This window comes from Martinezella sp. CNPSo 3957 (assembly GCF_057784395.1).
Genome location: NZ_JBXSOU010000024.1, coordinates 22975 through 36612 on the forward strand (window position 1 = coordinate 22975; position 13638 = coordinate 36612).

The window sequence follows — 13638 nt, forward strand, 5'->3', positions numbered from 1 at the left end:
GAAAATTGGTCGGGCCTTCTATGGTTCCGATCTTCCGGTTCCGAACGTCAAGCGGGCCGGCCCTGAGTTTGTAACGTGTACGGGGTTTTGAAATGGCAATGAACGAGAACTTTCCCGGTTTCTCGCTCGATAGCGGGGGCAAGATGAAACAGAAGAGCTTTGCTCTTCATCCGCTGCATGAGGCGGCGATGCGATTGGCGGACCTCGGTCTCAGTCGTTCGCGCTCGCGCAACAAGACGAAAGACCTGATCGGCATCCTGCTCTGCCACGGCGCGCGCGCCTGGCGCTACGCGCAGCCGGAAGCGCATATTCATCTGCACATCACCGCCCCGACCGGCCGTGCGCCGATCATGATGCGGCTGCGTTAAAGCAAACCAAGTTCGGAAAGTTCCCGCCGCAGATCGGCGGGCAATTCGGCTGCCGCGCCGAGACTATCGAGATCGCGCGGCACGTCGTCCTGCGGCAGATACCGCCAGCCCTGAAATGGACGCTTCGGCTGCCCTGTCGTCTCGACAACACTCGGGTCGAGAATAAGCCGGCAACGCTGAATACCATCAGCATCGGTGAAGGTCTCGATACCTAGCAATTTCTGCCGCGCCTGCACCTGTCCCTTGATCACCCAATAGAGCGAGCCGCCGTCCAGCAGTTCCTCGATCCGCTTCGGCACCATGCGCGTCGTATGGGTCGTGTGCGGCTCCAGTCCTGCAGCGATGGCGTTCATCGCCCGCTCGGAAACCCATTCGCGCAGATCATCCAGCGAATCCGCGCCGACGCACAATTTGATGAGATGCAAAGCCATAGTGCCGTTGAAGTCCTTTTGACCGGCAGCGTCAAGCTTTTAGATCAGGCGTCCACATTCAGCATTCCACGACGTTGACCGCCAGACCACCGGTGGAGGTTTCCTTATATTTCTCGCTCATGTCGTGACCCGTCTGACGCATGGTTTCGATGCAGGCGTCGAGCGGCACGAAATGCTGGCCGTCGCCCTTGATGGCGAGCGAAGCAGCAGTGACTGCCTTGACCGCGCCAAGAGCATTTCGTTCGATGCACGGCACTTGCACCAGTCCGGCGACCGGATCGCAGGTCATGCCAAGATGATGTTCCAGCGCGATTTCTGCAGCATTCTCGATCTGTTCCGGCGTCGCACCCATCACGGCGGCAAGCCCGGCCGCCGCCATCGCAGCCGCCGAACCGACCTCGCCCTGACAGCCGACTTCGGCGCCGGAAATCGAGGCATTATGCTTGATGATGCCGCCGACGGCGGCAGCCGTCAGAAGATAGTTGCGAATGCCGTCCTGATCCCAATCCTCATGGAAATGCTGATAGTAGCGGATCGTAGCAGGAATGACGCCCGCCGCGCCATTGGTCGGCGCTGTGACGACGCGGCCGCCGGCAGCATTCTCTTCATTGACGGCCATGGCGTAAACACTCAGCCAGTCATTGGCGAGCAGCGGATTGATGCGGTTGCTCCGCCACTCCTGCTGTAGCTTGTCGTGAATGGCGCGTGCACGCCGGCGGACCTTCAGGCCACCCGGCATGATGCCATCGACCTTGAGGCCACGATCGATACAACTGCTCATGGCCGCCCAGATGCGGTCAAGACCGGCATCCAGTTCCTCGGCGCTCATGCGAGTCTCTTCATTGGCGCGCTTCATCTGCGCGATGGAAAGGCCGGAGCGCTCGGACATTTCAAGCATCTGCTTGGCGGTGGCAAAGGGGAAAGGAATCCGTTCGCCCGCTGCAGCCGGCTTTTTCCGATCGGCCTTCATCTGCTCCAATTCGGTATCGGTGACAACGAATCCGCCGCCGACGGAATAATAGATGCGCTTCAGGAGCAGCCGGTCATCCCGGTCGAAAGCAGAAAAACTCATGCCGTTGGCATGGCCCGGGAGAGGCACCTTCTTGTCGAAGATCAGATCGGTCTTCGGCTGGAATTGATAGGTCGGATGACCTGGCGGCGTGATGCGCCCGCTGCGCTCGACTTCGTCGATGATGCCATCCATATGGTCGGGATCGACGCTGTCAGGCTTTTCGCCCATCAGGCCGAGGATGACGGCCCTGCCCGTGCCGTGGCCGATACCCGTATGCGCCAGCGAACCATGCAGGCTGACCTTGATCGACTCAACATGTACATTCGAAGACGGTCGCGGCCACTCGTTCGACAGCAAGAGGTCCAAGAAGCGATTCGCGGCCGACATTGGGCCCATCGTGTGCGAGCTGGACGGTCCCACACCGATCTTGAACACATCAAAAACTGAGAGAAACATGGACCTTTGGTGCCTCCAGGCAAATCGATTTCCCGCAAGGCTACGCTATCGCGGCAAGCTTGCACGGTGATTGGCCGACATCGGATTTCATGGCAGCGACATTACATATAAGCATTCGAGACGCAAACAGAAGGCCATTGCACGCGGCTCGCGCTGAGCTACAGTCCACATGGTATTGATCTGGAGAACCTGCCTTTATGACGACTGCCGACTATGTCGCCCTCGCCCTTTTCATCTTTCTCTGGGTCGCACTGAACTGGATCACCAGCAGCGCCAGCTTCTTCAATCGCATCAGCCTGACGCGGGCAATGAACGACCGCCGCCGCGAATGGATATACAACTCGCTGCGCCGCGACCTGAAGATGATCGACACGCAGATCCTCTCCGGCCTGCAAAACGGCACAGGCTTCTTTGCCTCCACATCGATTTTCGCCATCGGCAGCTGCTTTGCGCTCCTCGGCGCCACCGACAAGATCAATGCCTTCTTCTCGGATATGCCGTTCATACTCAATGGCGGTCGGGCAGCCTTTGAAATCAAGGTAGCGGGGCTTGGCTGCCTTTTCGGCTATGCCTTCTTCAAATTCGGCTGGGCTTACCGCCTGTTCAACTATTGCACCATTCTCTTCGGCTCCCTGCCGATGCGCGAAGATGCCATTCTCGATCCGCTGGCCGCGGAGAGAGCCGCCGAGCGCGTAGTGCGCATGAACATCATTGCCGCGCGCAATTTCAATGCCGGCCTCAGGGCAATCTTCCTATCCATCGGCTATCTCGGCTGGTTCCTAAGCCCCTATGTCTTCATGGCGACGACGATTTTCATCATCGTGGTGCTGATCCGCCGTCAGTTTTTTTCCGACGCCCGTCTGGCCATCATGGATGGCGATATGCCATGACAAGGCCGCGTCGGCCCATACCGCTGCAAAGACTTGAATTCATGCCTGGAAGGACTCCGTAATGGCCGCCATCGCCGCGAGCGCCGACGTTCCGCAAAAGACGCCTCGCATCGGCATTCTGGATACGGCGCGCGGTGCTGCCCTGCTCGCCATGGCGAGCTATCATGGCACCTGGGATTTCGAATTCTTCGGCTATCTTGATTCTGGTACGGCGGAAACCGGCTGGCTGAAGCTCTATGCCCGCGCCATTGCCAGTACCTTCCTGTTCCTGGCTGGCTTCAGTCTCGTGCTTGCCAATACGCCGGAAATTCGCTGGCGGTCCTACTGGCGACGGCTGGGCATGATTGTCGCTGCAGCTGCCGCGATCTCACTCGTCACCTTCATCGGCATGAGCGACGAATGGATCTTCTTCGGCATCCTGCACGGCATCGCGGCGGCGAGCCTTATTGGCCTCCTGTTCCTGCGCCTGCCCGCATTCCTGACGCTTTTGGTCGCGGCATTGCTCACCGTCGGCATCGTGATCGACAACGTCATCGCGCCTCTCTCGCTGCATTCAACGTTCTTCGACACGCCGTGGCTATGGTGGGTCGGGCTTTCGGAAAATATCCAGCGCTCGAACGACTATGTGCCGCTCTTCCCGTGGCTAACGCCATTTCTGTTCGGCCTCGGCATCGCGCAATTGGCGACCTCCCTCGGCTGGCTGAAGCAGCTTGCAAAATTCGGCCCCGGCAGCAATCTCGTGGCCCGCGCCGGCCGTCACAGCCTGATCTTCTATCTGGTTCATCAGCCGGTGCTGTTTGGCCTCGTCTATCTTCTATCGCTTGTCGCTCCTGCCCCGCCGCAGGACCCGACGGTTGGCTATATCAGGCAATGCGTAGCTTCATGCACCCGATCGGGCAGCGAAGCCATGTGCCGCAGCTTCTGCCAATGCACGCTCGACAAGTTGCAGGCTCAGAATCTCTTCAAACCATTGCAATCCGGAGCGATCAAAGCAGATAGCGATGAACGCGTAAGCCGAATCGCGATACAATGCACGGATGAAGCGCAATGACAGGGTTATTCTATGAATGCCTATCGTTCGAAGTCGCTGAGTTTTCCGTGGCCGCCGCTGCTCTATAGCCTCGCCGTCATAGCGGCGCTGTCCCTGCAGCGATGGTATCCCTTGCCTTTGCCCTTCATCTGGGCGCTGGTTGCATGGGTGGTTGGCGTGCTCCTGACCGCCATCGCGGTTACATTGAATGTCTGGGCCGTCAAGACGCTGCTGGAACGCCGCACAACCGTTCTGACGCAGCGCTGCACAGCGCATTTGGTGACGTCAGGCCCCTTTCGTTTCACCCGCAACCCAACCTATCTCGGCTATACCTTGCTGACCGCAAGCTTCGGCCTTCTGATCGGCAATCTCTGGTTCCTGGTCATGGCAGCAGTGGCGGCCGCCTTGACGACCTTGCTCGTCATCCGCTGCGAGGAGATGCATCTCCTCTCGCGATTCGGCTGCGAATTCGAGTTTTACTGCAAACGGACACGCCGCTGGCTTTGACAAGCTGAGCGCTTAAAGCGGATCAAGTCCCAACGCCGATTTCGGCGAGACGGCCGAGACACGCCTCCTCGACATTATCGAGTTCGCTCAGCGTATCGTCGATATCCTTGCGCTTCTGACGCAGCTCGTCGCGCTTTTCGTCTACGCGCTTCATCAGCAGCTTCAGCTGGCCGATCTCGCCCGGAGGCTCCTTGTAGACCTGTATGATCTCGCGAATTTCGGCAATGGTGAAGCCAATGCGGCGGCCGCGCAGAATTTCCATGATCAGACGCCGGTCGGCCGGGCGAAATAGGCGCGTTCGGCCCCTGCGCTCAGGATGAATGAGGCCCTCGTCCTCATAGAACCTCAACGTTCGGGTCGAAACCCCGAATTCCCGAGTGAGCTCCGTTATGCTATAGTATCCGTCGACCAAGAATCCGCCCCTAATCTGCTGATCAGCATAATATTGACTTTTACGTAATAGTCAATTTTGACGGATTAGCCGGGCTGTTCTCTTCACTAATTACACTAAACCGCCGCATGTTGCCGCGTTAGGCGCTAGAAAGTCAGCATCATCGCGACACGGCGATGCGGATCCAGACCTTTTGCCTCTTCCAAAGCAAGGATAGCCCTAAGGCGCACCGGACAGCTATCTCCTTCAACCGGCTCGAATCCCAAAGAAACATAAAACGATGCATTGAAGGGAGCGAAGCGATCGGTTGTCAGAGTTGACCCCATAAGGCCTCTTGCGCGACCATCGGCAAGCAAACTCTCCATCAGCCGCCTTCCGATGCCCTTTCTCTGCCAATCTGGATGTACGTCGATCTCGCCAATGTGCAGCCAATCTCCCGCAACGTATCCGCCTCCGTAGCCAACCGGCATGTCGTTTGCATCGAATGCCGCATACAGGAAATTAGCGTCGAGATATTGCTGCAACTCCTCGTCCGTGCTCGCCGCGGCCGCTCCAATGACCGCCCCTGCCGCTCGCAACGTTTCAAACGATGCCAGCTCTATGGTGCGTATGGCCGGAAAGTGGCTTTGGCCCGCTCGTTTGATAGGGATATTCATGTTGATTTTGCCTGCTCGCGCTCTCCCGCGCTTCCCACTATTAGAAAGATTGGAAAAATCAATAACACCAATTAGATAAAGAAATAATTCAATATCAGGCTCTGAAGTGCCAAGACGCTGGCGCCATTTCGGCCCCGCCTCTATTCTGCCCATCCACATACACCCCTTCACCCAATAGAGAGTGCCGTGTCGGTTCGTCCCATCATCCGCTTTCCCGATCCGCTATTGCGAACCCCCTCCACCACCGTGACCGCTTTCGATGACGATCTGCGGATGCTTGTCGATGATCTGTTGGACACCATGCGGGCCGCGCCTGGCGTCGGCATCACCGGCCCGCATATCGGCGTCCTCAAGCGGGTCGTCGTGATCGAACTCAGCCGCGAAGATGGCGTGTGCATCTATATCAATCCGGAAATTCTATGGTCATCGGCGGAAACCATGCGGCATACGGAGGGTAGCGTTTCCATGCCCGGAGCGACCGAGGAGATCGTAAGACCGAAATCGATCCGCTTTCGCTATCGGGATATCGCCGGCGACCCCCATGAAGCGGAGGCGCATGACTTTCTGGCCATCTGCATTCAGCACGAAATTGACCAGCTTGACGGCATTTTCTGGCTGCAGCGGCTTTCCAAGCTCAGGCGCGACCGACTGGTGAAGAAATGGGAGAAGATGCAGGATTGATATGGGCAAATAGAAACGGGCGCCAAAAGGCGCCCGTTCTGCAAGAGGTTGGATCCGCAATCAGCCCTTGAGCTTGGTATTGCAGAGGCTGTAATAGCCGCCGCCCTTCTGGATCCACTTCAGGCCGCCGAGCGAATTGCTGGCCTTGGCGGCGTTATAGGCGTCGACGCAGGTGTGGAAGCGGCCCTTGCCGGGCGTCTCGGTAGCATATTTCGGGTCGACCTTTGCGGGGAAGGTTACGCCGGCCGGGGCAGCCGTGGTCGGCTTTGCCGGTTCTGCTACCGGCGGCTTGGTAGCGTCGGGCTCGTTGGCGTCGACCTTGGCTGCCGCAGTGGTCTTCGCCGGCTTGGCAGGCGTCGTAGCCGCTGGTGCAGTGGTTGCGGGAGCGGTGGTCGTGGTGGCGCTGGCGTCCGCGCTGCACTGCGTTGTGCGGAAGTCATTCCACTTCTGGCCGTTCAAGGTACCAGCAGTTTTGGCAGCCTGATATTTGGCGCTGCACTCTTTCATGGTTAGCGCAGAAGCCGAAGAAGCGAGGCCCATCGAGCCTACAACTGTGAGAGACGCAAAAGACATCAACAGAATGGCACGACTTGTCATTGGCATTTCCTCCGCTCTATGACGAATGTCGAAACTATTAATCGTATCGTCCCCGTCGATTGTCAATCGACACGCGATCTGGGGGCGACGGAAGACACCATATGCGGACGAACATGAACGCAAACTGTACAAAAATAGCTATCGAAAAGAGTGACTTGACTGAAGCAGCAATCCTGGATGGCGGTTCATCGCTGTGTTGAGGTCAGCCGGAGACGGAAGAATCGATGGTGCCGATTCACATTGCAATTTTACTTCCGTCATTCGCAGATCAGCGATGCGCTTGGGCAATGGCGATCGCGGACGAAATACAACCTATCGTGAGCTTCGACCTTGAAGTGCGGGCACCTCGCCCTAGTTTCCGTTATGCAGTTCCCCTCTCTATGCCCTGGATGCTCTCCCTTCCAGGGCATTTTTCTTTCAGACGTTTTTTCTGGCAGATAAGGCCGCCGAGAGGCAACGCAGCAAAAGATTCGCCACAGCGCTCAAATGAGTATAGGCTCATACCATTGGCTACCGAACCCGTAGGCGCTAGCGGCTGAGAGAGGTGATTACTCTCGCCTGCAGAGGTCAAGGAGTTACCCGCATGACCTCGCATGATACTGGCGACAATATCCTAAGCGATCAGAAACTGCATGATCTTCTCAAGGCAGAAGACAGGATCGATCTTTTGGAGAAATCGAGACGCTTCGTTCCGAATGACTCGGAAGTACCGATGGTAGAGGACGCCGAAGAGCGCTCCTGCGAGTTCTAGCAGTTTTCGCCACCAAATCGGACAGGTCGTTTGACCTGTCCTGCTTAGCACTAAAATTCATCGCAACATCCGGCATCGTCTTCGGACGATCGCCGATCACTTTCAGGCGTCATTGACAGTTTCGCCGAAGACCTGTTCGAACGCCTCGCGCAGGCGGATATCGACATCCGCCATCATGACCGGCAGACCGAGATCGACGAGGCTGGTGACACCATAGGCCGAAATTCCGCAAGGAATGATGCCGGTGAAATGCCCGAGATCGGGGTCGACGTTCAGCGAAAGGCCGTGAAACGTCACCCATTTGCGCACGCGGATGCCGAGCGCCGCGATCTTGTCCTCTGACACGGTGCCGTCGGCCAGAGTGGGCTTCTCCGGGCGCCTGACCCAAACGCCAACTCGATCCTCTCGCCGCTCGCCACGCACATTCATCGAATCAAGCGTGCGGATGATGACCTCCTCGAGCGCGCCGACGAAGGCACGGATATCCTGCCGCCGACACTTGAGGTCCAGCATGACATAGGCGACGCGCTGACCTGGCCCGTGATAGGTATATTCGCCCCCGCGTCCGGTCGCAAAGACCGGGAATCGATCCGGTTCGATCAGATCGGCGGCATCGGCGCTGGTGCCCGCCGTATAGAGCGGAGGATGTTCGACCAGCCAGACGAGCTCCGGCGCCTGCCCTTCGGCAATCGCGGCTACCTCCGCCTCCATGGTGGCAACCGCCTCCTCATAAGGCACGAGACCGTCGCTGATCCGCCAGCGGACGGGCGGCGTACCTTGAACGGGAAACATCTGGTGAGAAAGTTCGGTGCGAAGCATATGGCAGTCCTTTGCGCGCCGCAGGCCGCATGTGTGGAAATCCTGCGCGCCGACGGGTTGTCCACATATGGCGCCATTCGAGCGGGAATTCAAACATGTAAGGCGTTTCGGCAGCATTCGCACATGTCAGATCGGAGGAGCTGTGAAGGAATTTAAAAAAACTGACATATCGCTCTTGTGCCCCCCGAATGCTTTTGCTACATGCAGCCGCGCCGGAGCAATCCGGCCTACCACGATGCGGTCGTGGCGGAATTGGTAGACGCGCAGCGTTGAGGTCGCTGTGGGGCAACCCGTGGAAGTTCGAGTCTTCTCGACCGCACCAAGAACCCGGCTTTGGCCGGGTTTTTTGTTTTTAAAACAATGCGTAGCTAACGCTTTCTTCAGTACCGCATTATCTCGCACGCCATCGTCCGCCCGCTGACGACACGCGAACCGATCAAAGCGTCGGAAATCTTGCGATACTGCCCCCGTTACCCACACAAGTTACCCGCGAAATTCATGCCGAGAGGTAGTTCGCCTACCCTGATAGGCCGGAACAGCCGTCGTATTTCCCTGATCACTTGACTTCGCGCCCCTCTCTGGCACCGTGAAATTCTTCAGACAGGGGGAAGATGCATGACACCGGAGCGCTTTTCAGAATGCCTTTTGCATATACGCTGGACGCCCATCAATCTGGCGAGCGCTCTGCAATGTGACCTGTCATGGGTGGAGGCGCTGGAAGCTGGAAATGCCAAAGTCCCGGAAAGGTTGGCGGAATGGCTGGAAACCCTAGCGCAGTGCCATGAGAAAGCCGGCGTTCCTACCACCTATCGCGGCCGTGGACACGACTGAGATTGAAGCAGACGAGACGAGCTGGGGAACGATGGCAGTCCGGAAATGGCGACACTTCATTCCAAACGGAGGGATTGGAAATGAATGATGATTTTCGCTTGAAGCTTATCAAAATCAGAGGCGAAAAGATCGCCCATCGCAACGAACTGCTGGCGATGAAGATGCAGGGCATTGACGCGAAACAGATCGGAGAGGTCATCGATCTCGACGACATGATCGCCCGTGAACAACTCGCGATCGACACCCTCGACGATACGATTGCCCGATTAAGCTAGAAGTACTTAAGCCCGCGCCACGTCGAGGGAAGCCGCGCTCAATGCGCCACATCCTTGCTCAGATTGCGCAGCCTGATCTGATGGTCGAGGCGTTCGAGCTGCTTTGTTGTCGTCTCTATCAGCCGACCGACCTCCTGATAGGCGGTGCGCAGCCGCGATAGCTCGTTCTTCACGGCTTCGAGGGCGCGCTCATCGCTGTCCTCTCCGGGGCCGTCACCCGATCCGGTCATCAACCATGCCGGCGAAACATCGAAAAGAGCTGACATCTTGGCCAGCGCGGAGGGGTTGGGCTCGGCACGATCGGATTCCCACGCGAGCATCGTCTCCTCGCTGACGCCAAGCTGTCCGGCCAGCGTTTCGAGGCTGATTCCCGCGGCATCGCGAGCCATTGACAGGCGTCCGCCAAGCGTATCGCCGCCTTCATCCGAAAAAACGGTCGTCTCTTGTTCTGGTTTGAACATCGGTGCGATCCCTTTCCTGGTCGCGCCAGCAATTTTTCGCCGCGCAGTCATGTTTTAGCCGGTTCCAAAGCTCCAGATAGGTCTAAGGGCGTCATCTCGCCAGGGAGATCTGTCCCATTTGGAAAAGTACGGCATTTGCGGATGGCTGCCACCGCATCTTGCAACCTGCTTTCAAGCGCGTCTTGCTTGCATGTTTGTCCTGTGTTTGAAGTTGACGCATGCCCGTCTCTTCCGCCGTTTCCACACAGCAAAATCCGCTTAGAGGCATGACGATCATGGCAAGCGCCATGATCCTTCTGCCGACGATGGATGCGATCGCCAAGTACATGGCGAGTTTTGAAGGCATGTCGCCGGGCCAAGTGACGTTCTATCGCTTCTTCTTCCAGCTTGTGTGCATGCTGCCGCTCCTTGCGACCGCAGCCGGGCGGTCAGCCTTTTCGGCGAAGCGTCCATGGATGAACCTTTTACGCGGCGCGCTGCATGGCGCCGCGAGCCTACTCTTTTTCGCCGCGGTCAAATACATGCCGCTTGCCGATGTCTTCGCGATCTATTTCGTCGAGCCCTTCATGCTGACGGCGCTTTCCGCCTTGTTTCTTGGCGATAAAGTCGGCTGGCGGCGGTGGCTGGCGATCGTCATTGGCTTCGGCGGCGCAATGATCGTCATTCAGCCGAGCTTTGCGATCTTTGGCTTGAAGGCGCTGCTGCCGGTCGCCTGTGCATTTCTCTATGCGCTCTATCTTTTCATGAACCGCGCTGTCGGCGAGGCGGACTCACCGTTGACGATGCAGATCATGGCGGGTCTCGGCGGCACCGTGTTCATGGCCGCGGCTCTGTTTGCCGGCTCGTCAGCCGGTATTGCGGATTTTGAACCATCCCTGCCCACCTCGGCGCTCGGGCTGGTGCTTCTGCTGATTCTCGGTTCGATTTCAGGCTACGCCCATATGCTCGTCGTCAGGGCCTTCCGGCTGGCGCCACTGTCGCTGCTTGCTCCATTCCAGTATTTCGAGATCATTTCCGCCACCGTTCTCGGCTACGCAATCTTCGGCGATTTTCCTAATCTTTCCAAATGGATCGGCATCGCCATTATCGTCGGCTCCGGCCTCTTCATCATCTGGCGGGAGCGTATGCAGTCGAGTTTGGAAAAAACGACGTAAGCGCGGACGTGTTGCGCATGGACCAGGCAAGCAATTTATGGCTAAAACACTGACGGAATAGAGTATTTGGGCGGAGATTGCATGTTCAAGAAAATCCTCATCGCAAATCGCGGCGAGATTGCCTGCCGCGTGATCAAGACTGCGCGCCGCATGGGCATCCTCACGGTCGCCGTCTATTCCGATGCTGATCGGGATGCTCTTCATGTCGAAATGGCGGATGAATCAGTCCATATCGGCCCCGCTCCCGCTGCCGAAAGCTATCTCGTCGCCGACAAGATCATCGCTGCCTGCAAGCAGACAGGCGCTGAAGCGGTTCATCCAGGTTACGGCTTCCTCTCAGAGCGCGCCTCCTTCTGCGCGGCACTGGAGAAGGAAGGCATCGTCTTCATCGGCCCGAAGCCGAAGGCGATCGAAGCCATGGGCGACAAGATCGAATCGAAGAAATTCGCCAATGCGGCCAAGGTTTCCACCGTTCCGGGCCATCTCGGCATCATCGATGATGCCGATCATGCCGAAAGAATCGCCGCCGAGATCGGCTACCCCGTGATGATCAAGGCGTCTGCGGGCGGCGGTGGCAAGGGCATGCGCATCGCCTGGAGCAAGGACGAGGTGCGCGACGGTTTCGAGCGCGCCCGTTCGGAGGCGAAAAGCTCGTTCGGCGACGACCGCGTCTTCATCGAAAAATTCGTGGTCGACCCCCGACATATTGAAATCCAGGTATTGGCCGACGCTCACGGAAATGTCGTCTATCTCGGCGAGCGCGAATGCTCCATCCAGCGCCGGAACCAGAAGGTCGTCGAAGAAGCGCCCTCGCCTTTCCTGGACGAAGCGACGCGCAAGGCCATGGGCGAACAGTCCGTGGCGCTCGCCAAGGCCGTCGATTACCAAAGTGCTGGCACGGTCGAATTCATCGTCGATCGCGACAGGAATTTCTATTTCCTCGAAATGAATACCCGCCTGCAAGTCGAGCATCCGGTCACGGAGCTTGTCACCGGCATCGATCTCGTCGAGCAGATGATCCGTGTTGCAGCCGGCGAGAAGCTGCCGTTCAAGCAGGCGGATATTAAGCTTAACGGCTGGGCGATCGAAAGCCGCCTCTATGCGGAAGATCCCTACCGCAACTTCCTGCCGTCGATCGGCCGCTTGACGCGCTATCGTCCGCCGCGTGAAGATAAGACCGAGACATCGGTCGTGCGCAACGATACCGGCGTCTTCGAGGGCGCCGAAATCTCCATGTATTACGATCCGATGATCGCCAAGCTCTGCACCTGGGCTCCAACGAGGCTGGAGGCGATCGAAGCGATGGGCGAAGCCCTGGATGGTTTTGTGGTCGATGGCATCGAGCACAATATGCCGTTCCTCTCGGCTCTGATGAAGCATCCGCGCTGGCGCGAAGGCCGCCTCTCCACGAGCTTCATTGCCGAGGAATATCCCGACGGCTTCGCGCCGGTGACGCCGGACGAAGACCAAACCGCTCTGCTGTCGACAATCGCCCTTTCCTGCAGCCTGATCGAATCCAACCGCCGCGAGCGCTATGCCGACCGGCTGCGTCCAGCCGCCGCGCCGCTGCGGGAGAGCTGGATCGTCAAGCTTGGTGCCAACTATCTGCCTGTGACGTTGCTTGAAGGCGTGGTGACCATTCCCTTCGAGATGGACATGCAGATCGGCACCCAAACCGTAACTGTCGCGACCGACTGGCGTCCCGGCGATTCGGTATGGGCCGGCACCGTCGGCGGCCGCAAGCTGACAGCCCAGATCCGTACCGTGCTCAATGGTCTGCGCATCGATTGGCAGGGCATTTCCGTCCGGACGAGGGTGTTTACGCCGCGTCAGGCCGAACTCGACAAGCTGATGCCGGTCAAATTGCCGCCGGATACGTCGAAGCTCCTGCTCTGCCCCATGCCGGGCTTGGTCGTCGCGATTGCCGTCGCGGAGGGACAGGAGGTCAAGGCAGGCGAAACACTGGCTATCGTCGAAGCGATGAAGATGGAAAATGTCCTGCGAGCCGAACGCGATCTGGTCATCGGCAAAATCAACGCTAAGCCGGGCGAAAGCCTCGCCGTCGACGCCGTGATCATGGAATTCACCTGATCGAGAAGCTTCGCCATCGCAGCCATGTGGAAAAAGCCGCGCGGCGATTGCTCGGCTAAAACATGATAATTGCGACGCTAAGTGTCTGATTTTGGCTTGAGCCGCCCCATGTGCCCATGCCAATGTCGCGCGGACCAAATCATAGCAGGAAGGGACGAGATCATGGACGTAAGAGCAGCGGTCGCGGTTGCGGCTGGCAAGCCGCTTGAGGTGATGACGGTTCAGCTTGAGGGGCCG

Annotated in this window: 17 protein-coding genes and 1 tRNA gene; 11 read left to right on the plus strand and 7 right to left on the minus strand. The window is 58.1% G+C overall.

The window, feature by feature from the left end; genetic code table 11:
* Positions 1–92 precede the first annotated feature (92 nt).
* Entirely contained in the window at positions 93–368 is a 276-nt protein-coding gene (locus AC13QE_RS30890) for a hypothetical protein (protein WP_488486619.1), read from the plus strand.
* Here the strand turns inward: AC13QE_RS30890 and AC13QE_RS30895 are convergent.
* The gene (locus tag AC13QE_RS30895; protein WP_112338991.1) at positions 365–799 is read right to left on the minus strand and encodes a DUF1489 family protein; all 435 of its coding nucleotides are present in this window, start codon (positions 797–799) and stop codon (positions 365–367) included. The genes AC13QE_RS30890 and AC13QE_RS30895 overlap by 4 nt on opposite strands.
* Before the next feature lie 58 nt (positions 800–857).
* The gene (locus AC13QE_RS30900; RefSeq protein ID WP_132716637.1) at positions 858–2267 is read right to left on the minus strand and encodes an L-serine ammonia-lyase; all 1410 of its coding nucleotides are present in this window, start codon (positions 2265–2267) and stop codon (positions 858–860) included.
* Positions 2268–2464: 197 nt separating this feature from the next.
* Between AC13QE_RS30900 and AC13QE_RS30905 the strand changes: the two genes are divergently transcribed.
* From AC13QE_RS30905 to AC13QE_RS30915, 3 genes are all read left to right on the plus strand, one after another.
* On the plus strand, positions 2465–3157 hold the full coding sequence (locus AC13QE_RS30905; RefSeq protein ID WP_488486620.1) for a DUF599 domain-containing protein: 693 nt from the start codon (positions 2465–2467) through the stop codon (positions 3155–3157).
* Positions 3158–3218: 61 nt separating this feature from the next.
* Positions 3219–4208 (plus strand): acetyltransferase domain-containing protein, encoded by a 990-nt coding sequence (locus tag AC13QE_RS30910; protein WP_132716639.1) that lies wholly within the window; start codon positions 3219–3221, stop codon positions 4206–4208.
* A 12-nt stretch (positions 4209–4220) separates the two neighbouring features.
* Positions 4221–4694 carry a methyltransferase family protein gene (locus AC13QE_RS30915; RefSeq protein ID WP_488486621.1) on the plus strand — a complete coding sequence of 158 codons (474 nt, stop codon included), beginning with the start codon at positions 4221–4223 and terminating at the stop codon, positions 4692–4694.
* A gap of 22 nt (positions 4695–4716) precedes the next feature.
* On the opposite strand, the gene AC13QE_RS30920 is transcribed toward AC13QE_RS30915, so the two are convergent.
* Together AC13QE_RS30920 and AC13QE_RS30925 are read right to left on the minus strand one after the other, a co-directional pair.
* Positions 4717–5106, minus strand: coding sequence for a MerR family transcriptional regulator (locus tag AC13QE_RS30920; protein WP_069612249.1), 390 nt, complete (start codon positions 5104–5106; stop codon positions 4717–4719).
* A gap of 125 nt (positions 5107–5231) precedes the next feature.
* The gene (locus tag AC13QE_RS30925) at positions 5232–5894 is read right to left on the minus strand and encodes a GNAT family N-acetyltransferase (protein WP_488486622.1); all 663 of its coding nucleotides are present in this window, start codon (positions 5892–5894) and stop codon (positions 5232–5234) included.
* Positions 5895–5927: 33 nt separating this feature from the next.
* Here AC13QE_RS30925 and AC13QE_RS30930 point away from each other — a divergent pair, with 33 nt between their 5' ends.
* Positions 5928–6422, plus strand: a complete 495-nt coding sequence (locus AC13QE_RS30930; protein WP_488486623.1) for a peptide deformylase — start codon at positions 5928–5930, stop codon at positions 6420–6422.
* Between the two features lie 60 nt (positions 6423–6482).
* Here the strand turns inward: AC13QE_RS30930 and AC13QE_RS30935 are convergent, their stop codons facing one another.
* On the minus strand, positions 6483–7019 hold the full coding sequence (locus AC13QE_RS30935) for a hypothetical protein (RefSeq protein WP_488486624.1): 537 nt from the start codon (positions 7017–7019) through the stop codon (positions 6483–6485).
* A 583-nt stretch (positions 7020–7602) separates the two neighbouring features.
* On the opposite strand from AC13QE_RS30935, the gene AC13QE_RS30940 reads away from it, so the two are divergent.
* On the plus strand, positions 7603–7770 hold the full coding sequence (locus AC13QE_RS30940; protein WP_488486625.1) for a hypothetical protein: 168 nt from the start codon (positions 7603–7605) through the stop codon (positions 7768–7770).
* 102 nt (positions 7771–7872) lie between these two features.
* Here AC13QE_RS30940 and lipB read toward each other — a convergent pair whose 3' ends face one another.
* On the minus strand, positions 7873–8589 hold the full coding sequence (gene lipB, locus AC13QE_RS30945; RefSeq protein WP_015339985.1) for a lipoyl(octanoyl) transferase LipB: 717 nt from the start codon (positions 8587–8589) through the stop codon (positions 7873–7875).
* A 237-nt stretch (positions 8590–8826) separates the two neighbouring features.
* On the opposite strand from lipB, the gene AC13QE_RS30950 reads away from it, so the two are divergent.
* From AC13QE_RS30950 to AC13QE_RS30960, 3 genes are all read left to right on the plus strand, one after another.
* A tRNA-Leu gene (locus tag AC13QE_RS30950) sits at positions 8827–8911 on the plus strand.
* Between the two features lie 293 nt (positions 8912–9204).
* The gene (locus AC13QE_RS30955) at positions 9205–9420 is read left to right on the plus strand and encodes a hypothetical protein (protein WP_488486626.1); all 216 of its coding nucleotides are present in this window, start codon (positions 9205–9207) and stop codon (positions 9418–9420) included.
* A gap of 80 nt (positions 9421–9500) precedes the next feature.
* The gene (locus AC13QE_RS30960; RefSeq protein WP_015339987.1) at positions 9501–9695 is read left to right on the plus strand and encodes a hypothetical protein; all 195 of its coding nucleotides are present in this window, start codon (positions 9501–9503) and stop codon (positions 9693–9695) included.
* A 38-nt stretch (positions 9696–9733) separates the two neighbouring features.
* Here AC13QE_RS30960 and AC13QE_RS30965 read toward each other — a convergent pair whose 3' ends face one another.
* Positions 9734–10156: a helix-turn-helix domain-containing protein gene (locus tag AC13QE_RS30965; RefSeq protein ID WP_112339000.1), complete on the minus strand. Its 423-nt coding sequence runs from the start codon at positions 10154–10156 to the stop codon at positions 9734–9736.
* Positions 10157–10374: 218 nt separating this feature from the next.
* Here AC13QE_RS30965 and AC13QE_RS30970 point away from each other — a divergent pair, with 218 nt between their 5' ends.
* Both AC13QE_RS30970 and AC13QE_RS30975 read left to right on the plus strand, forming a co-directional pair.
* Entirely contained in the window at positions 10375–11310 is a 936-nt protein-coding gene (locus AC13QE_RS30970; RefSeq protein ID WP_132716646.1) for a DMT family transporter, read from the plus strand.
* 81 nt (positions 11311–11391) lie between these two features.
* Complete coding sequence (locus tag AC13QE_RS30975) at positions 11392–13401, plus strand: acetyl-CoA carboxylase biotin carboxylase subunit (protein WP_488486627.1); 2010 nt, start codon at positions 11392–11394, stop codon at positions 13399–13401.
* Positions 13402–13638 lie beyond the last annotated feature (237 nt).

Excerpts from the sequence above, each read along its gene's own strand:
- AC13QE_RS30905 (WP_488486620.1), top strand. The coding sequence starts at position 2,465 with ATGACGACTGCCGACTATGTCGCCCTCGCCCTTTTCATCTTTCTCTGG.
- lipB (WP_015339985.1), bottom strand. The coding sequence starts at position 8,589 with ATGCTTCGCACCGAACTTTCTCACCAGATGTTTCCCGTTCAAGGTACG.
- AC13QE_RS30925 (WP_488486622.1), bottom strand. The coding sequence starts at position 5,894 with ATGGGCAGAATAGAGGCGGGGCCGAAATGGCGCCAGCGTCTTGGCACT.
- AC13QE_RS30915 (WP_488486621.1), top strand. The coding sequence starts at position 4,221 with ATGAATGCCTATCGTTCGAAGTCGCTGAGTTTTCCGTGGCCGCCGCTG.
- AC13QE_RS30890 (WP_488486619.1), top strand. The coding sequence starts at position 93 with ATGGCAATGAACGAGAACTTTCCCGGTTTCTCGCTCGATAGCGGGGGC.
- AC13QE_RS30975 (WP_488486627.1), top strand. The coding sequence starts at position 11,392 with ATGTTCAAGAAAATCCTCATCGCAAATCGCGGCGAGATTGCCTGCCGC.
- AC13QE_RS30970 (WP_132716646.1), top strand. The coding sequence starts at position 10,375 with ATGCCCGTCTCTTCCGCCGTTTCCACACAGCAAAATCCGCTTAGAGGC.
- AC13QE_RS30910 (WP_132716639.1), top strand. The coding sequence starts at position 3,219 with ATGGCCGCCATCGCCGCGAGCGCCGACGTTCCGCAAAAGACGCCTCGC.
- AC13QE_RS30895 (WP_112338991.1), bottom strand. The coding sequence starts at position 799 with ATGGCTTTGCATCTCATCAAATTGTGCGTCGGCGCGGATTCGCTGGAT.
- AC13QE_RS30900 (WP_132716637.1), bottom strand. The coding sequence starts at position 2,267 with ATGTTTCTCTCAGTTTTTGATGTGTTCAAGATCGGTGTGGGACCGTCC.
- AC13QE_RS30960 (WP_015339987.1), top strand. The coding sequence starts at position 9,501 with ATGAATGATGATTTTCGCTTGAAGCTTATCAAAATCAGAGGCGAAAAG.
- AC13QE_RS30935 (WP_488486624.1), bottom strand. The coding sequence starts at position 7,019 with ATGACAAGTCGTGCCATTCTGTTGATGTCTTTTGCGTCTCTCACAGTT.
- AC13QE_RS30965 (WP_112339000.1), bottom strand. The coding sequence starts at position 10,156 with ATGTTCAAACCAGAACAAGAGACGACCGTTTTTTCGGATGAAGGCGGC.
- AC13QE_RS30940 (WP_488486625.1), top strand. The coding sequence starts at position 7,603 with ATGACCTCGCATGATACTGGCGACAATATCCTAAGCGATCAGAAACTG.
- AC13QE_RS30955 (WP_488486626.1), top strand. The coding sequence starts at position 9,205 with ATGACACCGGAGCGCTTTTCAGAATGCCTTTTGCATATACGCTGGACG.